The following is an 18,877-nucleotide window of genomic DNA, read 5'->3' as shown; positions in this document are numbered from 1 at the left end:
CCCTCGTGAGTGAACGCACCCTCGTCCAGCAGCTGCAGTCCCGTGAAGACGGCCCCGTCTCGGTCTCCGGATGGGTCGAGACCGTCCGAGACCAGAAGAAGGTGCAGTTCGTCATCCTGCGCGATGAGACGGGCGCCGTGCAGCTCGTCAATCCCGCGACGCGCCCCGCCGAGGACGGCAGTGAGCAGGATGCCGCGGCCCTGGCGCTGACGGACCTCATCTCCAACCTGTCGACCGGCACCTTCCTCACCGCGACCGGTGAGCTCAAGCACGACGAGCGGGTCAAGCTCGGCGGCGTCGAGATCAAGATCGGCGGGCTCGACATCGCGGCCGCCGCTCTGCCCGAGACGCCGATCGCGGCGGACTCCGGCCTCGACAAGCGCATGGACTGGCGCTTCATCGACCTGCGCCAGCGTCGCAACAACCTCGTCTTCCGCATCCAGACGACCCTCGAGCACGCGATGCGCACCTACTGGGTGGAGCGCGACTACATCGAGGTCCACTCCCCCAAGCTCATGGCCTCGCCATCGGAGTCCAACGCCGAACTCTTCGAGGTGCCCTACTTCGAAGACAAGACGGCCTACCTCGCGCAGAGCCCGCAGTTCTTCAAGCAGATGGCCCAGGTCGCCGGCTTCGGCAAGATCTTCGAGATCGCGCCCGCCTTCCGCGCCGACCCCTCGTTCACCTCGCGCCACGCGACCGAGTTCACCTCGATCGACGCCGAGATCAGCTGGATCGACTCGCACGAGGACGTCGCCCGCATGCAGGAGGAGCTCCTGCAGACCGCGATCCGCGCCGTCGCCGACAAGCACGGCGACGAGATCAAGGCCCTGTTCGACATCGACGTGGTTGTCCCCGAGCTGCCGTTCCCGCGCATCCCGCTCGCCGAGGCGCGCGAGATCGTCGCAGCGCGCGGGTACGAGATCCCCCGCACCGACGGCGACCTCGACCCCGAGGGTGAGCGTCAGATCGCGGCGCACGTGCAGGAGACCTACGGTCACCAGTTCGTCTTCATCACCGATTACCACCCCGAGATCCGCGCGTTCTATCACATGCGCGACGAGGAGACCGGGCTGACGAAGTCGTACGACCTGCTCATGGGCGGCGTCGAGATCACCACCGGTGCGCAGCGCGAGCACCGCGTCGACGTCCTGATCGAGCAGGCCAAGGAGAAGGGTCTCGACCCCGAGCACCTCGACTTCTACCTCGACTTCTTCCGCTTCGGCGCGCCGCCGCACGGTGGCTTCGGCATGGGCCTCGCCCGCGTGCTGATGCTGCTGCTCGGCCAGGACTCGATCCGCGAGGTCACGTACCTCTTCCGCGGACCCACGCGCCTCGCCCCGTAACACGGCACCCCGCACTCTCGGCAACCGCTCGGCTCCGGCCGGGCGGTTGTCGTATGGTGGCTGACTCTCCGACGGAAGGATCAGCGGTATGTGGGATGGATGGGTGGACTTCGGGATCGCGGTCGTCGTCGGGATCGGCGTCGCGATCGTCGTCGCCGTCATCGCGACGATCGTGCTGGCGGTCGTCGCGCGCCGCCGGCGATGGGCGGGGGTCCTGAGCCGGCAGTCCCGCGCTCCGTTCCGGATGCTGCTGCTCGTGGTCGCGCTCTGGGTCGCCGTCCGGGTGGCATTCCCCGACGAGACGTGGCGCGGCATCCTGGGCCAGATCCTGACGATCCTCATCATCTCGGCGAGCGCGTGGCTGCTGGCCTCGCTGGTCGTCGTCGCCACCGACGTGGCGCTCGGGCGGTACCGCATCGACGTGCCCGACAACCGGGTGGCCCGCCGCATCCGCACGCAGACCCTCGTCGTCCGGCGTCTGGCGATCGCGATCATCGTCATCATCGGGATCGGCGCCGTGCTCCTGACGTTCGACTCGGTCCGCGCGATCGGTGCGAGCGTGCTCGCGTCCGCGGGCATCGCCTCGATCGTCGCGGGCCTCGCCGCGCAGTCCGTGCTCGCCAACGTGTTCGCGGGTCTGCAGATCGTCTTCAGCGACGCCCTCCGGGTCGATGACGTCGTGGTCGCCGACGGCGAGTGGGGCCGAGTGGGCGAGATCACCCTGAGCTACGTCGTCCTCGACCTGTGGGACGACCGACGCCTGGTCCTGCCGTGCACGTACTTCACGACGACCCCCTTCGAGAACTGGACTCGCAAGGGATCGGAGCTCCTCGGCGCCGTCGAGATGGACCTCGACTGGAACGTCTCGCCCGCCCTCATGCGCGCGCACCTGCGGCAGGTCCTCGAGCGCACCGACTTGTGGGACGGACGGACGTCGGTCCTGCAGGTGACGGATGCCGTCGCCGGCTACGTCCGCGTCCGCATCCTCGTCACGGCGAAGGATGCGCCGACCCTGTTCGACCTCCGCTGCCTCGTCCGCGAGGCCATGGTCGCGTGGGTGCAGGAATCGATGCCGCAGGCCCTGCCGGTCCAGCGCGTCCTGATGACGGATGCCGCAGCCCCCGCACCCCGGACGTCCGCCGACCCGACGCCCACCGGTGACGGCCTGTTCACCGGCAGCGCCGAGGCCGAGCGACGCGCGAGCACCTTCACGAACGCGATCCCGATCCTGCGGGACGACGACGCGGAGCCGTCGACGTAACGTCACCGACCGTTCACGCATCGGGAGTCCTCGGGTCATCGGCCGGACGTAGCTTCCCCTCGTTCCCCCCGGCGCCCCGCATCCGCGGACGCCGGAACACCCGAGAGGAAACGCATGTCCCGCATGTCCCGGCGGCGAGCCGTCACGCTCGCCCTCACCACCATCGCCGCGCTGTCCCTGGCCGGCTGCGCCGGTGCCACCGGCGCCGAGAACGCCTCCGGCGCCAAGCCCGCCGCGGCGACCGCGAAGAGCGTCAGCGACCTCGGCGGCTTCGACAAGCTCGAGGCGGCGGCCAAGGCCGAGGGCGCCCTGAACGTCATCGCCCTCCCCCGCGACTGGGCCAACTACGGCGAGATCCTCGACCTGTTCACCAAGCGCTACCCCGAGATCACGGTCACCGAGCAGTCGCCCGACTTTTCGAGCGCCGAGGAGATCACCGCGGCCAAGACCAACGAGGGCCTCGACACCGCGCCCGACGTGTTCGACCTGGGCCTGACCGTCGCCCTCCAGAACACCGACCGCTTCGCGCCGTACAAGGTCCAGACCTGGGACGACATCCCTGCGGAGCTGAAGGAGTCGACGGGCCTGTTCGTCGGCGACTACGGCGGGTACATGTCGGTCGGGTACGACTCCTCGAAGTTCGCCGCGCCGACGCAGCTCAGCGACCTGCTGAGCTCGGAGTTCCGCGGCTCGGTCGCCATCAACGGCGACCCGACGCAGGCCGGTGCCGCCTTCGCCGCCGTCGGGCTCGCTACCGTGCAGTCCGGCGGGTCGCTCGACGACTTCCAGCCGGGGATCGACTTCTTCTCGAAGCTCGACAAGGCCGGCAACATGCTGAAGCTCGACGTCACGAGCGCCACCGTCGCGAGCGGTGAGACGCCCGTCGTCTTCGACTGGGACTACCTGAACGCGGCGCACTCCGCCGACGTCCCCACCTGGAAGACGGTCGTGTTCGACGGCGTGGGCTATGCCGGCTACTACAACCAGGCCATCAACGCCGACGCCCCCCACCCCGCCGCCGCGCGGCTGTGGGAGGAGTTCCTCTACAGCGACGAGGTGCAGAACCTCTGGCTCAAGGGCGGGGCACGTCCCGTCCGCATGGAGGCGATGACGAAGGCCGGCACGATCGACGCCGACCTCGCCGCGAAGCTCCCGAAGGCCCCCGCCGACACGGTCGTCCCCACCGAGGACCAGTCGACCGAGGCCGGCACGCTCCTCGGCAAGGAATGGGCGGCCGCGGTCCAGTGACCGCTGTCGCCCCCGCGGGGAGCCCGGTCACGGGCTCCCCGCTCCCCCGCTCGCGGCGGATCGGATGGTCATGGCTGGGCCTCGTCCCCTTCCTCGCCTACCTCGCCCTGTTCCTCCTCCTCCCCACCGTCCTCGCCGTCGTCACGGGCTTCCAGGACGGCACCGGGGCGTTCACGTGGGACAACCTGACCGCCCTCGTCGATCCGGTGATCACCGAGACGTTCTGGAACTCGACCTGGGTCTCGCTGCTCACCGCGGCCATCGGCGCGATCGTGGGATCGCTCGTCTGCTTCGCTCTGCTGGGGCTGCCCGAGACCGGAGTGATCCGCACCGCGGTGGATGCGGCATCCGGTGTCCTCGCGCAGTTCGGCGGCGTCATGCTCGCCTTCGTGATGGTCGCGACGCTCGGCACGCAGGGTGTCATCACCCGCCTGCTCGCCGGCGCTCTGGGAATCGACATCTTCGCGGACGGCGCCTGGATCTACGGACTGCCGGGCCTCATCCCCGCGTACATCATCTTCCAGGTGCCGCTCATGGTGCTCACGTTCATGCCGGCCCTCGCCGCCCTCCGCCCCCAGTGGGCCGAAGCGCACATGACCCTCGGCGGCACGCGCGCCGGCTTCTGGGCACACGTCGGCTTCCCCGTCCTCGCCCCCTCGTTCCTCGCGAGCTTCCTCCTGCTGTTCACGAACGCGTTCTCGTCCTACGCGACGGCAGCCGCACTCGCCAGCCAGGGCTCGTCGATCGTGCCGCTGCAGATCCGCACCGCGCTCACCAGCGAGACCGTGCTCGGCCGCGAGAACCTCGCGGGGTCGCTCGCGCTCGGCATGATCCTGGTCGTCGCGGCGGCGATGGTCGTCTACAACCTGGTCCAGCGGCGGGCCTCGAGGTGGCAGGCATGACCCGCTCGCCCCTCGCACCCTCCCGGGCGACACGGTGGACCATCGGCATCCTCGTCGGAGCGGTGTTCGCTGTCCCGTTCGCGGCAACCCTGCTGTTCACCCTGACCGCCGCCGACGGCAGCCTGACGCTCGACCGCTGGACCGCGCTCTTCGACCCTGCCCGCGCCGCGGCCTACGTCCCCGTCTGGGCGGGCCTGGTCAACTCCCTCGTCCTCGCGGTGGTGACGGTCGCGATCGTCCTCGTCGTCCTCGCGCCCACGATGGTGCTCGTCGCCCTGCGCTACCCCGCTCTCCGACGGGTGTTCGAGTTCTTCGCCCTGCTGCCGATCACCATCCCGGCCATCGTCCTGGTGGTCGGTCTGGCACCCATCTACCTCGCGATCGGCAGGACGTTCGGCACCGGGACGTGGAGTCTCGCCTTCGCCTACGGCATCGTCGTCCTCCCCTTCGCCTACCGGTCGATCCAGGCCTCGATCGACGCCGTCGACCTTCGGACGCTCGCCGAGGCGGCGCGCACGCTCGGCGCGAGCTGGCCGGCGGTCCTGATCCGCGTCATCGCGCCGAACCTGCGACAGGGGCTGCTGGCGGCATCCCTCATGACGGTCGCCGTCGTCCTCGGCGAGTTCACGATCGCCTCGCTGCTGAACCGGCAGGTGCTGCAGACGGGACTCGTCCTCGTCAACAAGCAGGATGCCTGGGCCTCCGCGATCTTCACCCTGCTGGCGCTCGCCTTCGCCTTCGTGCTCCTGCTCATCATCGGCCGCGCGGGACGCGTCGGCGCCGGAAGGAAGACCTCATGACTCTCGACGTGACACCCGCTGCCCGCGCTCTGCCCCAGACCGCGGACAACCACCTGCTCGCCGCCGCCGGCGACGGCACCCGCGTGGCGCTGCGCGGCATCGTGAAGGACTACGGTCCGACCCGGGTGCTGCACGGCGTCGACCTCGACATCGCACCGGGCGAGTTCGTGTCGCTCCTGGGGCCGTCCGGGTGCGGCAAGACGACCGCGCTGCGCGTGATCTCCGGCCTCGAGGACGCCACGGCGGGAACCGTCTCGTTCGGCGGAACCGACGTCTCGCGGACGCCGACGAACAAGCGCGACATCGGCATGGTGTTCCAGGCCTACTCGCTCTTCCCCCACCTGCGCGTGCGCGACAACGTGGCCTTTGGGCTCCGCCGACGCCGAGTGGATGCCCGGGCTGCGCGTCGCCGGGCCGGTGAAGCGCTCGAGCTGGTCGGCCTCGACCACCTCGCGGACCGCTACCCTCACCAGCTCTCGGGCGGGCAGCAGCAGCGCGTGGCGCTCGCTCGCGCGCTCGTGACCGAGCCGCGGGTCCTCCTGCTCGACGAGCCGCTGTCGGCCCTGGACGCCAAGGTCCGCGTCCAACTGCGCGACGAGATCCGGCGCATCCAGCTCCGCCTCGGCACCACGACCGTCTTCGTGACGCACGACCAGGAGGAGGCCCTCGCGGTGTCGGATCGCATCGCCGTCATGGATGCCGGGCGCATCGAGCAGATCGGGTCCCCCGAAGAGCTCTATCTTCGACCCGCCACACCCCGCGTGGCCGCGTTCATCGGGCTGTCGAGCTCGGTGCCCGGCGTCGCCGCGGGCGGCACGGCCACCGTGTGGGGGACGGATGTGCCGCTCCAGAGCGACGTCCCCGACGGGGAGGTCGACGTCCTGCTCCGTCCCGAGCACGTTCATCTGGTCGGTGCCGGATCAGGTGTGGGGGCGGTCGTCGAGGAGAGCATGTTCCTCGGCAGCATCCGCCGCTCGCTCGTGCGCACCGACGACGGGTCGCTCGTCCGCCTGCAGCATGCGGCCGACGAGAGGCTCCAGTTCGGCGAGCGGGTCCGCATCGCCGTCCGGCCGGTTCCTGTCGTCGCGACGCCTCGGCAGACCCGCTAACGGCCTCAGACCTCGAAGTCGACCGCCAGGCGGTCACCGGTGACGCTGCGGATGTAGCCGGCGACCTCCTGGTGAGCGGGGTGCGTCTGGTAGGCATCCAGCGCGGCAAGGTCATCGAGGTCGATGACGAGAGCGACGTCCGCGTTGCTCTCGGGCACGGCGACGTTCACGCCGACGCTCAGCGAGCGGATCACGGGGACGACGCCGACCAGGCCCTCGAGGAGGCGCGCGACCTCGGCCGCGTGCTCCGCTCTCGTCCCGGCGTCGTCGGCGGCCATCCGCCAGATGACCGTGTGCCGGATCATGCGCGGTCCTTCTCTGCGAGGGCGGCACGGAGGCGATCCGCAGACAGTCGCCAGTGGGCGTGCAGGTCTCCGTCGATGAGGACCACCGGGATCTTCTCCCACCACGTCGAATACAGCTCGGCGTCGTCGGCGATCGACAGCTCCCGGACCTCGACCTGCCCCTCGGGGAGATCGGCGACGACGGTGTCGACGATCTCGCGCGCGACGTCGCAGAGGTGGCAGTCGGGTTTCGAGATGAGGGTGAGTGCGGTCACGGCATCCATTCTCACCTGGGAATGGATGCCCCGGACGCAACACGAAGCGCCCCGACGACCGGCTGACCGGACGGGGGCGCTTGGTGTGCGATGCCGCTTACTTCTTGTTGCGGCGCTGGTGGCGAGTCTTGCGAAGCAGCTTGCGGTGCTTCTTCTTCGCCATGCGCTTGCGGCGCTTCTTGATGACTGAACCCACGGTAAACCTCACTAAGTAGGGGTCTGGACGCCCGATATCGGCGTCCGGGAACGGCAGAACGAAAAATGCCTCGGATCAGTCTAGCCGACGTCGGCGATGGGACGTTGCAACGCTGCGGTGACGGCCGTCTCGGGGACGCGGTAGCTGCGACCGAAGCGGACAGCGGGGAGCTCGCCGGAGTGCACCAGACGATAGACGGTCATCTTCGAGACGCGCATGAGGTCTGCGACCTCGGCGACCGTGAGAAAGCGCACATCCGAGATGTCCGACATGTGTGTCCCCTTTGAATTTTTTCATCCCCGCGAGTCCCTCCACATTAGGGGTTCGCTGGGACGCCTGTAAACCTGTGTGACCGGTGTGGCGAAAGGCGGGTCAGCGACCCGGCAGCTTGTTGAAGACGCTGGTGACCGCGTGCTTGGCCGACGCGGCGGCCCGCCCCACGACCTCGGCGGCGTGCGCCGCTCCCTCCGTCAGCGTCGCGCCGGCGGCATATTCGTCGTCGGCGACCGCGAAGAACGGGAAGAGCCAATCGTCGACCGCGTCGAGCGGCTCGGGCGACAGGCTGTAGTAACGGTGCTGGCCGTCCTCGCGGACGGAGACGAGGGATGCCTCGCGCAGTACCTTCAAGTGCTTCGACACGGTCGGCTGGCTGACGCCGAGCGCGGTGACGATCTGCGAGACACTCGTCCCGTTACCCCCGGACGCCCCGCGCTCGCGGAGCAACTGCAGGATGTCCCGACGGGTTCCGTCGGCGATCACGTCGAAGATGTCCGCCATGGCATTAGGTTAGCCCGCCCGCGCGCGGGAGTACCATGACAACGATCCGAACGAGGAAGGGGCGCGGATGACGGGCTTATCCGTCGACGAGCGCGCCCGACGGCGCGGACCGGCGTGGCATCGCCGCGCGTCCTCCGCGATGCGCGACCTGGCCACGGCATCGCCGTCCCGGTTCGCCGTCCTCATCTTCTCGGCGCTGATCCTCGTCTTCACCGCTCTCTTCTCGCTGCCGATCATGGCCTCGGACGGCCGGGTGACCCCGCTCCCCGACGCGCTGTTCACGGCGGTGTCGACGATCTGCGTCACGGGCCTCTCGACCGTCGACATGGCGACCCACTGGTCGCCCCTCGGTCACGTCGTCGTGTTCATCGGCGTTAACGTCGGCGCCCTCGGCGTGCTGACTCTCGCCTCGATCCTCGGCCTCGTGATCTCCAAGCGACTCGGACTCCGGGCCAAGCTCCTCGCCGCGGGCGACAGCAACCCGATGCGCGCGCACGGCGGCCCGGTCAACGAGGGCCAGGCCGTGCGCCTGGGCGAGGTCGGTCAGCTGCTCGCCACGGTCGCGCTCTCGACCCTCGTCATCGAAGCCGCCCTCGCGATCCTCCTCTACCCGCTGCTGCTGGCGAGCGGGGTCGACGCCGTCACCGCGCTCTGGGAAGCGCCGTACTACGCGGCGATGGCCTTCACGAACACCGGTTTCGCGCCGAACGCCGAGGGGCTCGCGCCCTTCGCCCAGAACTACCTGCTCCTCACCGTCCTCATGGCGGGGGTCTTCCTCGGGTCGATCGGCTTCCCGGTCATCTACGCACTCTGGAAGCACCAGTGGCACCTGCGCAAATGGTCGATCCACGTCAAGCTGACGCTGATCACCACGGTCGTCCTGTTCTTCGCCGGCGCCGTCGCCTTCGTGATCCTGGAATACGGCAATCCGAAGACCTTCGGGACGATGGATGCCTGGGACACGACGTTCCAGGCGCTGTTCCTGTCGGCCATGACACGCTCGGGCGGATTCTCGATCATCGACATCGGCGAGATGCACGAGTCCTCGCTCGTCGTGGGGTCGATGCTCATGTTCGTCGGCGGCGGATCCGCGTCGACGGCGGGCGGCATCAAGGTCACCACGCTCGCCGTCCTCGCACTCGCGGTGTGGTCCGAGGCGAAGGGCCGCCCGAGCGTCTCGGCGTTCGGACGCCGCATCCCGAGCGACGTGCAGCGGGTCGCCCTCTCGGTCGTCGCGTGGGGCGCGACGATCGTCGCGCTGTCGACGATCACCATCGCCCACCTGACGAAGGCGCCGCTCGACGAGGTGCTCTTCGACGTGGTGTCGGGCTTCGCGACGGTCGGCCTGTCGACGGGGCTGACGCAGGAACTCCCCGACCCCGCCGTCTTCGTCATGGCCCTGACGATGTTCATGGGGCGCGTTGGTACAGTGACACTCGCCGCGGCGGTGGCCGCGACCAATCGAACGCAGCACTATGCGCTGCCCGTGGAGAGGCCCATCGTTGGTTGAGCAGTTGCGCAGCGATTCGCCCGTCCTCGTCATCGGACTCGGTCGCTTCGGCGCCGCGTGCGCCGGCGAACTCGACCGTCTCGATCGTGATGTCCTCGCGATCGACGACAGCCTCGACCTCGTGCAGAAGTGGTCGGAGCGCGTCACGCACGCCGTTCAGGCCGACGCGCGCAACATCGATGCGCTGAAGCAGATCGGCGCACAGGACTTCCAGGTCGCCGTCGTCGCGGTCGGGTCCTCGATCGAGGCATCCGTCCTCATCACGGCGAACCTCGTCGACCTCAAGGTCCCGCAGATCTGGGCGAAGGCGGTCTCGCAGTCGCACGGCAAGATCCTCGCCCGCGTCGGCGCGAACCACGTGATCTACCCCGAGCGCGAGGCCGGCGAGCGCGTCGCCCACCTCGTGAGCGGCCGGATGCTCGACTTCATCCGCTTCGACGACGACTTCGTGCTGGCCAAGATGTACCCGCCGCGCTTCATCCGCGGCGTCGGCCTGAACGAGTCCGGAGTCCGTTCCAAGTACAACGTGACCGTGGTCGGCGTGAAGAGCCCCGGCAAGCCCTTCCGGTATGCGGAAGCGACGACCGTCGTGACCAACCACGACCTCATCATCGTGTCGGGGACGAACTCCGACATCGAGCGGTTCGCGTCGCTCGACCGCTGAGGACCTCGGTCAGATCTCGCGCTGCGCGTTGGCGAGAAGGCGCGCGAGGAGGCCCGCGAGGGCGTCGCGATCTGCGGGCGAGAACCCGTCGAGCAGTCGCTCGTCGTGAGCGAGGGCACGGGGCATCTCGCGTTCCACGACGGCACGGCCGGCATCCGTCAACGACAGCTGGACGGCTCGGCCGTCCCGGTCGGAGCGCTCGCGGCGCAGCAGCCCGACCGACTCGAGTCGCGTCGTGAGCTTCGTCGTCGCCGCCCCGCTGAGCATCGTCTCTGCTGTCACCTCGCTCGCCCGCAGGGGCCGGTCCATGCGGGCCAGGGCGCAGAGGACGTCGAACTCGGAGCGCGAGACGCCGCTGTCGGCGAGGAGGCGCTCGATCTGCGCGGTCGCGAGCGCGCTCGTGCGGTTGAGCCTCCCCCAGACATCGATGGGAGACGTGTCCATCTCGGGCATCGACGACGCCCAGGCGGCGCGGATGCGGTCGATCAGGTCGGCGCGCTCGGTCACGGGTCCACTGTAGCCGTGCGCACCTATTTAGTTCACTAGTAAATCATCGGTGTACAATTTGACGAATGACCGCCCTCGACACCGGAACCACCTCGACCGCCCCCGAGACCACCGCTCCGCGCCTGCTCTCGCAGCCGCCCGCCGTCTGGGCCATCGCTTTCGCCGCGATGATCGCGTTCATGGGGATCGGGCTCGTCGGCCCCATCCTGCCCACGGTCGCAGCCACGCTGCACGCCGCCCCCGTCGAGACGTCGTTCCTGTTCACGAGCTACCTCGCCGTGACCGCCTCGGCGATGTTCTTCACGAGCTGGCTGTCGACACGTATCGGCACGCGCGCCGTCATGATCCTGGGGCTCTCCGTCATCGCCCTTGCCGCCGTCGGCTGCGCCCTGTCTCCGACCATCGGCGCCCTGATCGCCTGCCGCGCCGTGTGGGGCCTCGGCAACGCGCTGTTCCTCTCGACCGCGCTCGCGTCGATCGTCTCGGCCTCCGGCGGACGCAGCGAGCACGCCGTCATCTTCTACGAGGCCGCACTCGGCATCGGGCTGGCCGTCGGCCCGCTCGTGGGTGGCCTGCTCGGCGAGATCGGCTGGTTCGCGGCGTTCTGGGGAACCGCATCCCTCCTCGCCGTCGGCGTCGTCGCCCTCCTCACCCTCGTCCGCGACCCCGGGCACGCCGCGCAGCGCAGCTCGATCGGCGCGCCCTTCCGCGCCTTCGCCGACAAGGGGCTACTCGCGATCAGCGTCGTCGCCTTCCTCTACAACGCCGGCTTCTTCGTCACACTGTCGTACACGCCCTACGCCCTCGAGCTGCCGGCCGTCGGGATCGGCCTGGTCATGATGGGCTTCGGCATCGGCCTCGCGATCGCCGGCGTGCTCATCGCCCCGCGACTGACGAAGCGGTACTCGGTCGTCTGGGTGCTGTTCTGGTTCCTCGTCGCCTTCGCCGCGACCCACGTCGCCGCCTCGCTCAGCGCAGGCTCGCGTCCCCTGCTCGTCGTCTGCGTCGTGCTCCTCGGCGTCGAGATCGGCGCGGTGAACACGATCCTCACCGAAGCGGCGATGGAGGCGACGACCCTGCCGCGTGCCGTCGCGAGCTCGGCCTACTCCGGATTCCGTTTCTTCGGCGGCGCCATCGGCGCACCCGTCGGCACCGCCCTCGCGGTGTACGGCGTCGGCGCCCCCTACGCGGCCGCGGCGGTGTCGGCGGCGGTCGGCGCAGCCATCCTGTTCGCCGTTCGCCGCGTCGTCGGCCGGGCCGACCACACCGCGGTGCTCAGCGAGCGGACGACGGCCGAGGACCTCACCCTCGGCGACGCCTGAGCGCCGGCCTCAGACGCCGGTCGCCAGCTCGCGCGCGCGGGCCAGCGCGGCATCCGTCGCCTGCGCGAAGAGACCGTCGAGGTTCCCCGTCTGCAGGACGCCGATGGCGCGCTCGGTCGTCCCCTTCGGGCTCGTGACGCGGCGGCGGAGTTCGGCGGGATCCTCACCGGATGCCGCGAGCAGCGCGGTCGCCCCGATGAAGGTCTGCTCGGCCATGAGGCGCGCATCGGCCTCGTCGAACCCCTTGCCGCGCGCGGCTTCGGTGAGGGCCTCGACGAGCAGGAACACGTAGGCCGGGCCCGACCCCGAGATCGTCGAGAGCGCGTCGATCTGCGCCTCAGGAACCTCGATCACGACGCCGCACGTCTCGAACAGCCGCCGCACGAGGGCGACGTGCTCGGGCGTCGCGGTCGAGCCGGCAGCAAGGCCCGTGACGGCCTTGCCGACGACGGCCGGCGTGTTCGGCATCGAACGGATGACGGGGATGCCGGGCCCGACGATCGCTTCGAAGGTGTCGATCGTGACGCCCGCCGCGAGGCTCACCACGATCGTCCCGGGGCGCAGCGCGCCCGCGATCTCGCGCAGCACGTCGGGCACCATGGCGGGCTTCACCCCGATGAGGACGATGTCGGCGGATGCCGCGGCATCCGTGTTCGCGCTCGGCTCGTCCGCCAGCGCCACGCTGGTGACGGCGTCGAGCCCGTCGAGCTCGCTGGCCTTGGCGGCGGTGCGGTTGGTCACCACGACCGACGATGCTTCCCCCGAGCGTGAGATGCCCTGGGCGATCGCACCCCCCATCGAACCTGCTCCGAGAATGGCGACGGGCGGGAGGTGGTGCGTCATGGACCCATCCTGTCATCGACGCCCTCGGCATGGATGCGGCGGCCGCCTATCATCGGGTCATGACCCTCCTCGACGGAATCTCGTCCCGCATCATCGACACGGACCGCCTGGGCGTCAACATCCTCGAGCGCACCGGCGACAACCCCGGCACCGCGCCCGACCGCACCGTCGTCCTCCTGCACGGCGGGCTCTCCTCCGCCCTCGTCTGGCAGGAGCTCATGCAGGACCTGCCTGCGGAGTTCCGCGTCGTCGCGGTCGATCTGCGCGGGTTCGGCGGCACGGAGCACATGCCGGTCGACGCGAGCCGCGGCGTCCGCGACCTCAGCGACGACGTCGCCGTAGCACTGGCAGAGCTCGGCATCGACGCACCGCATCTCGTCGGTTGGGATCTCGGCGGAGCGGTCGCTCTGCAGTTCGCCCTCGACCACCCCGTGCGGACGATTCTGCTCGAGTCCCCCATCTCGCTCTACGGGCTCGGCGGCACGCGCCTGGACGGCACCCGGTTGACCGACGACGACGCCGGCTGCGGCGCGGGCATGGCGAACGCGGAGTTCGTGCGCCGACTCAACGCCCGCGAATCCGACGAGGAGTCCCCCACCTCGCCGCGGAGCATCTTCCGCTCGTCCTTCGTGGCGGAGGGGTTCACCACCGAGCACGAGGACCTGTGGGTCGAGGCGATGCTGTCGACCTCGACGGCGACCGGCAACTACCCCGGCGAGGCCGTCCCCAGCCCGCATTGGCCCGGATACGCTCCGGGCCGCTTCGGCGTGCTCAACGCGCTCGCGCCGTCGAACTTCGACGTGTCGGCGATCGTCGAGCTGCCCGTCAAGCCGACCATCCTGTGGGTGCGCGGCGTCCTCGACCCGATCGTGTCGGACGCATCCTTCTCCGACCCGAACCACCTCGGCGCGCTCGGCATCCTGCCGGACTGGCCCGGCGCCGATATTGCGCCCGCCCAGCCGATGGTGTCGCAGACCCGTGAGGTCCTGCGCCGCTACACGGATGCCGGGGGTGTCGCCACCGAGCTCGCGCTCCCCGGCGTCGGCCACACGCCGCACCTCGAGCGTCCCGCGGTGTTCCGTCGCGCGCTGCTCGAACTGACGGGGTACATCGGGTCGCCGGCATCCCCCGCCCCTCCGACCGAGGCGATCATCCTCAGCTCGTCCGACTGACGCGCGGGATCAGCGCTTCTCGTCGAAGAACGCGCGCAGGAGCGTCGCACCCTCCTCGGCCCGCACGCCGCCCAGGACCTCGGCGCGGTGCGGCATCCTGCGGTCGCGCAGCAGATCGTGGACCGATCCGGCGGCGCCGGCCTTCTCGTCCCAGGCACCGAACACGACTCGGCCGACGCGCGTCTGCAGGATCGCCCCGGCGCACATGACACACGGCTCGAGGGTGACGACGAGGGTGCAGTCCTCGAGGTTCCAGGACCCCAGAGCGGATGCCGCGGCCCGCAGCGCGATGATCTCGGCATGCGCGAGGGGGTCGCCGTCGCGCTCGCGCAGATTGCGACCCTCGCCGATGACCTCGCCCGCCCGCGTGACCACCGCGCCGACGGGGACATCACCGTGGGCGGGGGCGGATGCCGCGAGTTCCAGCGCCCTCGTCATCGCCGCATCATCGGCGGCGGGAACGGGCAGACTCACGAGGTCAGCGTAGCCCCGGTACCCTTGGGCTCATGCGTGTGCACGTCGCCGACCACCCCCTCATCACCCACAAGCTCACGGTGCTGCGCGACAAGCGCACCACCTCACCGGTCTTCCGCCAGTTGACGGAGGAGCTCATCACGCTCCTCGCCTACGAGGCGACCCGCGGCGTCCGCGTCGAGGAGATCGAGATCGACACCCCGGTCACCCGCACAACCGGACTCAAGATCAGCGAGCCCCGCCCGTTGGTCGTCCCGATCCTCCGCGCCGGTCTCGGCATGCTCGAAGGCATGACGACCCTGCTGCCGACGGCCGAGGTCGGCTTCCTCGGCATGGCTCGCAACGAGGAGACCTTCGAGCCGTACACGTACGCCGAACGGCTTCCCGACGACCTGAGCGATCGGCAGTGCTTCGTCCTCGACCCGATGCTCGCCACCGGCGGCTCGCTCGGTGCCGCGATCGACTTCCTCTTCGCGCGCGGCGCGCAGGACGTCACCGCGGTCTGCATCCTCGCCGCCCCGGAAGGCGTCGCCGCCATCAAGAAGCAGGTCGGCGACCGGGATGTGACCCTCGTGCTGGGCGCGATGGACGAGCGCCTCAACGAGAAGGGCTACATCGTCCCCGGCCTCGGCGACGCGGGCGACCGTCTCTACGGGACGGTCTGAGGCGGCACCGTCTGAGACAGCTCGGTCTGGGGCGGCACCGCCCCCTCGGCTGATGCCGTCCCGACCAGCCGGGCGAACGCGCTGAGACGCGCGACCCCGTCGGGCGTGCGCGGCAGGTCGTCGAGCAAGCCCGTGCTGTAGACGACATAGGCCGTGTGCATCGCACGCGAGACGGCGACGTTGATGCGGTTCTGCAGCAGCAGGAACTCGAGCCCGCGTGGCGCATCGCGACCCGACGACGCCGCGAGCGAGACGACGACGACGGCCGCCTCCTGCCCCTGGAACCGGTCCACCGTCCCGACGCGCACGCCGGGGAACCCTGCCGCGACGAGCGCCTCTTCGACGAGCACCTGCTGCGCGTTGTAGGGCGTGACGACGATGACATCCTCGGGCGCGAGGGGACGGGCGGCGTCGCCGTCGGACCAGGGGGTGCCGCTGAGGTCGCGGACGATCCGGACGACCTCCTCCGCCTCCTCCGGCGACTGCGTCGCGTTGCGCGTGTGGGCGATCGGCACGGGGATCACACCCGCGGGCACGCCCTCGAGCCGCCGGAGTGCCGTGTCGGGGTGGGCCTCGAGCCGACCCTCGTAGGCGAGCTGCGACACGGGTTCGGCGACCTCCGGCCGCATCCGTCGCGTGCGGGCGAGGAAGTAGCCGCGATCTGCCGGGATGACCGCATGGTCGTCCATCACCCACGCGAGTGCCGACGTGTCGACGGGCTCGGGGTGGGTGCCCTGGCTGACCTGAGGCAGCTGCTGCGGGTCGCCGAGGAGCAGCAGCCGCTTCGCGGCGGCCGAGACCGCGATGGTCGAGGCGAGCGAGAACTGACCCGCCTCGTCGATGACGAGCAGATCGAGCGAGCGGCGCCCGACCCGTCCGGTGTGGGTGAGGTCCCATGCCGTGCCGCCCACGACAAACCCCGCGGGCTGGGAGTCGATGTAGGCGGAGAGCTGGTTCTTGGCGATGACGGTGAAGCGTTCCTGCCCGGTGGCCGGCCCCTTGGGGGCCTTGGCGACCTGCGCGGCATCCACCCCCGCCTCGACGATCCGGTCGAGCATGTGCTCCACCACGTTGTGCGACTGCGCGACGACGCCGACGCGGAAGCCGCGCTCGCGAACGAGGCGCGCCACGACGTGCGACCCGACGTAGGTCTTGCCCGTCCCCGGAGGGCCCTGCACGGCGAGGTAGCCGTCGGTCGCCTCAGCGAGCGCCGCGGAGATGTCGGCGACGTCGTCGCCGGTGCGCGGCAACGGGGTCTCACGGCGCGGCGGGCGGCGGAGCAGCAGGTCGGTCGCGGGATCGGTCGGCAATGCCGGCGCCGCGGCCAGCACGGCGTCGGCCCACTCGTCGATTGCCGCCTGCTGGCTGCCCGCTCGCGGTGGCGCGGGCGGCGTGAGCGCGACGGGCAGCTCCTGCCAGGTGAACCCCTGATAGGCGTTCTCCTCGATCACGACACCGTCGTCGAGGACGTCGACGACGGAGATGGACCGCGCCGCGTGGATCCACCGCGGGCTCGTCTCGATGGGGAACGGCGCCGGCAGCTCGTAGACGGCGTAGGGGCTCTGTCCCACGGTCACCCGCGTGCCGGGGGCGAACTCGCCCCGGATCTCGACGACACGGCGGACGGCGGTCAGGCCTTCCGGGCGGTGCCAGTCGGTGAGCACCCGGCAGCGGTCGCGATCGACGACCACGACGTCGCGGGTGTCCTCCCAGACCGACACCGGTTCGCGGAGGCGGAGGAAATGCGTCGCCCAGAAGGTCTTCGCCTCGCGCGGGTAGTAGTCGATCGCCGCCGCCCCGAGTCGGAGCGCCTGCGCGACCGATTCGTCCTCGGCGTCGGCAGCGAACCGGGCGAGCGAATCGGCGTGCGGCGAGGGCTCGTAGACGGCTTCGCCGGCGTCGGGCTCCCGCGAGGGCACGAGCTTCGCCTCTCGGGCCCGCTCCACGAGCCAGTCGCGCAGTCGACGCGTCGACACGCAGTCGTAGCGGTTGTAGTCGGCGAGGTCGTCGAGGATCATGCGGGCGGCCTCGTCATCGCCCGCATCCTGCAATCCGCGGGCCTCGACGTAGCGGACGATCGAGTCGTCCCCGCGCTGCACGTCGCTCGTGCGCACCTCGTCGCCCATGTAGAGCGGTTCGAGCTTCTTGATGGAGTACGACCGCGAGCCGACGCGCAGGGCACGCCGGACGATCGGGTAGAGGTCGACGAACACTCCGTCGCGGAGCAGCCGATCGACGGCCGCTTCGCCCACGCCGTGCCGTGCCGCCATGGCGAGCAGGTGCGTCGGCTCGTACGGTGCGTAGTGGTAGATGTGCAGGCCCGGGTGGGCACGGCGACGGACGGCGACGAATTCGAGGAAGTCCTCGAGCGCGCGCTTCTCGTCGGCGAAGGAGTGGGCCCACAGCGCGGAGTACTGCTCGGTCTCGTCGACCCAGCCGAACAGGTAATCGATCCCCCACTGCACGGCGGCGCCCTCGGTGTAGAGCGGGTCGCCCTCGAAGTCGAAGAACAGGTCGCCGTGGTCGGGTCGCGGCAGTGCTCCCAGCGCCTTGGGGAAGACGACGTCGAACGTCGGGATCGCGGGCCCCGTCCCGGCGGGGGTGTCGTCGACGCCGCCGGCGGGGCTTTCGAGCTGCAGGCGCGCCTGGGTCCGGAGCCCCGAGAAGGTGTCCCACGACATCCGAGGAGGAGCGTCGCGGGATGCCGCGAGGCCGTCGATCGTCGTAATGCCCGCCGCGCGGAGGCGGTCGCGCTGGACGGGACGCATGCCGGCGACCAGCAGCAGGTCACGGTGGGAGACGACCTCGAGATCGCAGGTCGCGCACCGCCCGCACGCGACGACCCGAAGCTCGCCGCGGTCATCGCCCCAGGGGATGGGCTCGCCTGCCGCACCGGCGGCGAGATCCCGGTCGGCGATGAGCGCGCGGAGGCGCTCGCGTCGCAGTGAGAAGACCGGCATGAGGTCGCGGACGGCGTGCGTCGAGGTCGTGCCGTCGCCGAGGAGCAGCTGCACCTCGTCGGCGCGGGGAACACCGAGTCGGTCGAGCTGATCCACGTATGCCGCCAGCTGCATGAGGGCCGTGACCCGCGCGTGGCGAGCGAGTTTGGTGTCCTGCACGATCCAGCGGCCGTCGTCGCCGCGGACGAGGAAGTCGGCGAAGCCGACGAACTCGTCGGTCGAGAACGCCGCCTGGTAGACGACGTGGACGGCGGGGTCGGCGAGAGCCGCATCGGTCGCGGCGACCGCCGCCGCCAGGCCCGCGGCATCCGACGACCTGGTCTCGGGGATCTCGACGACCGCCCCCGGGTGCGCGGCGCGGTAGGCCTCGTACACCCGCCGCTCGTGCTGGGTGCCGAGGCGGCCCGCGCGTTCGAGGGTGAGGTCTTCCGGGTCGTCGACCGCCGCGATCCGGCCGAGCTTCGCGTCGATCGCCCGCAGCCAGGCGAATTCGCACTCGGCCGCGGCTTTCAGGTCGCTCGCGCTCCAGACGATCCGGCCGTCGTCTTCGATGTATCGCATG

At 70.3% G+C, this 18,877-nt stretch carries 20 protein-coding genes; 11 read left to right on the top strand and 9 right to left on the bottom strand.

Features of this window, described 5'->3' with window-relative positions; genetic code table 11:
• Positions 1-5 precede the first annotated feature (5 nt).
• The 6 genes from aspS (at position 6) to MRBLMI1x_RS05620 (ending at position 6,666) form a co-directional block, all read left to right on the top strand.
• Positions 6-1,346, top strand: coding sequence for an aspartate--tRNA(Asn) ligase (gene aspS, locus MRBLMI1x_RS05645; RefSeq protein ID WP_311859029.1), 1,341 nt, complete (start codon positions 6-8; stop codon positions 1,344-1,346).
• Between the two features lie 88 nt (positions 1,347-1,434).
• Positions 1,435-2,607: a mechanosensitive ion channel family protein gene (locus tag MRBLMI1x_RS05640; protein ID WP_363457015.1), complete on the top strand. Its 1,173-nt coding sequence runs from the start codon at positions 1,435-1,437 to the stop codon at positions 2,605-2,607.
• Between the two features lie 114 nt (positions 2,608-2,721).
• A complete protein-coding gene (locus tag MRBLMI1x_RS05635) occupies positions 2,722-3,855 on the top strand; it encodes an ABC transporter substrate-binding protein (protein ID WP_363457012.1) in 1,134 nt (377 codons plus the stop codon).
• A complete protein-coding gene (locus MRBLMI1x_RS05630) occupies positions 3,852-4,757 on the top strand; it encodes an ABC transporter permease (protein WP_363457009.1) in 906 nt (301 codons plus the stop codon). The genes MRBLMI1x_RS05635 and MRBLMI1x_RS05630 overlap by 4 nt, the downstream gene beginning before the upstream one ends.
• Positions 4,754-5,557 (top strand): ABC transporter permease, encoded by an 804-nt coding sequence (locus MRBLMI1x_RS05625; RefSeq protein WP_363457006.1) that lies wholly within the window; start codon positions 4,754-4,756, stop codon positions 5,555-5,557. Before MRBLMI1x_RS05630 ends, MRBLMI1x_RS05625 begins: the two co-directional genes overlap by 4 nt.
• On the top strand, positions 5,554-6,666 hold the full coding sequence (locus MRBLMI1x_RS05620; protein ID WP_018186846.1) for an ABC transporter ATP-binding protein: 1,113 nt from the start codon (positions 5,554-5,556) through the stop codon (positions 6,664-6,666). Before MRBLMI1x_RS05625 ends, MRBLMI1x_RS05620 begins: the two co-directional genes overlap by 4 nt.
• A 5-nt stretch (positions 6,667-6,671) precedes the next feature.
• On the opposite strand, the gene MRBLMI1x_RS05615 is transcribed toward MRBLMI1x_RS05620, so the two are convergent.
• The 5 genes from MRBLMI1x_RS05615 to MRBLMI1x_RS05595 all read right to left on the bottom strand — a co-directional run bounded on the left by MRBLMI1x_RS05615 (position 6,672) and on the right by MRBLMI1x_RS05595 (position 8,198).
• Positions 6,672-6,971 (bottom strand): Dabb family protein, encoded by a 300-nt coding sequence (locus MRBLMI1x_RS05615; protein WP_363457003.1) that lies wholly within the window; start codon positions 6,969-6,971, stop codon positions 6,672-6,674.
• A complete protein-coding gene (locus tag MRBLMI1x_RS05610; RefSeq protein WP_020098036.1) occupies positions 6,968-7,225 on the bottom strand; it encodes a glutaredoxin family protein in 258 nt (85 codons plus the stop codon). Before MRBLMI1x_RS05610 ends, MRBLMI1x_RS05615 begins: the two co-directional genes overlap by 4 nt.
• A 97-nt stretch (positions 7,226-7,322) precedes the next feature.
• Positions 7,323-7,421, bottom strand: coding sequence for a 30S ribosomal protein bS22 (locus MRBLMI1x_RS05605; RefSeq protein WP_003792170.1), 99 nt, complete (start codon positions 7,419-7,421; stop codon positions 7,323-7,325).
• 80 nt (positions 7,422-7,501) lie between these two features.
• A complete protein-coding gene (locus MRBLMI1x_RS05600; RefSeq protein WP_018186843.1) occupies positions 7,502-7,693 on the bottom strand; it encodes a helix-turn-helix domain-containing protein in 192 nt (63 codons plus the stop codon).
• 100 nt (positions 7,694-7,793) lie between these two features.
• Positions 7,794-8,198: an ArsR/SmtB family transcription factor gene (locus tag MRBLMI1x_RS05595; protein ID WP_018186842.1), complete on the bottom strand. Its 405-nt coding sequence runs from the start codon at positions 8,196-8,198 to the stop codon at positions 7,794-7,796.
• 67 nt (positions 8,199-8,265) lie between these two features.
• On the opposite strand from MRBLMI1x_RS05595, the gene MRBLMI1x_RS05590 reads away from it, so the two are divergent.
• Positions 8,266-9,708, top strand: coding sequence for a TrkH family potassium uptake protein (locus tag MRBLMI1x_RS05590; protein WP_018186841.1), 1,443 nt, complete (start codon positions 8,266-8,268; stop codon positions 9,706-9,708).
• On the top strand, positions 9,701-10,372 hold the full coding sequence (locus MRBLMI1x_RS05585; protein ID WP_026302859.1) for a potassium channel family protein: 672 nt from the start codon (positions 9,701-9,703) through the stop codon (positions 10,370-10,372). Before MRBLMI1x_RS05590 ends, MRBLMI1x_RS05585 begins: the two co-directional genes overlap by 8 nt.
• A 9-nt stretch (positions 10,373-10,381) precedes the next feature.
• Here MRBLMI1x_RS05585 and MRBLMI1x_RS05580 read toward each other — a convergent pair whose 3' ends face one another.
• Positions 10,382-10,879: a MarR family winged helix-turn-helix transcriptional regulator gene (locus MRBLMI1x_RS05580; RefSeq protein WP_018186839.1), complete on the bottom strand. Its 498-nt coding sequence runs from the start codon at positions 10,877-10,879 to the stop codon at positions 10,382-10,384.
• A 65-nt stretch (positions 10,880-10,944) separates the two neighbouring features.
• Here MRBLMI1x_RS05580 and MRBLMI1x_RS05575 point away from each other — a divergent pair, with 65 nt between their 5' ends.
• Positions 10,945-12,201, top strand: a complete 1,257-nt coding sequence (locus tag MRBLMI1x_RS05575) for an MFS transporter (protein ID WP_018186838.1) — start codon at positions 10,945-10,947, stop codon at positions 12,199-12,201.
• A 9-nt stretch (positions 12,202-12,210) separates the two neighbouring features.
• On the opposite strand, the gene proC is transcribed toward MRBLMI1x_RS05575, so the two are convergent.
• Positions 12,211-13,044: a pyrroline-5-carboxylate reductase gene (proC, locus tag MRBLMI1x_RS05570; protein WP_363456996.1), complete on the bottom strand. Its 834-nt coding sequence runs from the start codon at positions 13,042-13,044 to the stop codon at positions 12,211-12,213.
• Between the two features lie 59 nt (positions 13,045-13,103).
• On the opposite strand from proC, the gene MRBLMI1x_RS05565 reads away from it, so the two are divergent.
• Positions 13,104-14,216: an alpha/beta fold hydrolase gene (locus MRBLMI1x_RS05565; RefSeq protein WP_363456993.1), complete on the top strand. Its 1,113-nt coding sequence runs from the start codon at positions 13,104-13,106 to the stop codon at positions 14,214-14,216.
• Between the two features lie 9 nt (positions 14,217-14,225).
• Here MRBLMI1x_RS05565 and tadA read toward each other — a convergent pair whose 3' ends face one another.
• Positions 14,226-14,654: a tRNA adenosine(34) deaminase TadA gene (tadA, locus tag MRBLMI1x_RS05560; protein ID WP_363457830.1), complete on the bottom strand. Its 429-nt coding sequence runs from the start codon at positions 14,652-14,654 to the stop codon at positions 14,226-14,228.
• 68 nt (positions 14,655-14,722) lie between these two features.
• Between tadA and upp the strand changes: the two genes are divergently transcribed.
• On the top strand, positions 14,723-15,355 hold the full coding sequence (gene upp / locus MRBLMI1x_RS05555) for a uracil phosphoribosyltransferase (RefSeq protein ID WP_363456990.1): 633 nt from the start codon (positions 14,723-14,725) through the stop codon (positions 15,353-15,355).
• Here upp and MRBLMI1x_RS05550 read toward each other — a convergent pair.
• Positions 15,340-18,876: a TM0106 family RecB-like putative nuclease gene (locus tag MRBLMI1x_RS05550; protein ID WP_363456987.1), complete on the bottom strand. Its 3,537-nt coding sequence runs from the start codon at positions 18,874-18,876 to the stop codon at positions 15,340-15,342. The genes upp and MRBLMI1x_RS05550 overlap by 16 nt on opposite strands.
• Position 18,877: the final 1 nt, after the last annotated feature.

The organism is Microbacterium sp. LMI1x-1-1.1 (assembly GCF_040676205.1).
Lineage (GTDB): Bacteria > Actinomycetota > Actinomycetes > Actinomycetales > Microbacteriaceae > Microbacterium > Microbacterium aquilitoris.
This window is presented reverse-complemented; position numbering and strand designations above follow the sequence as displayed.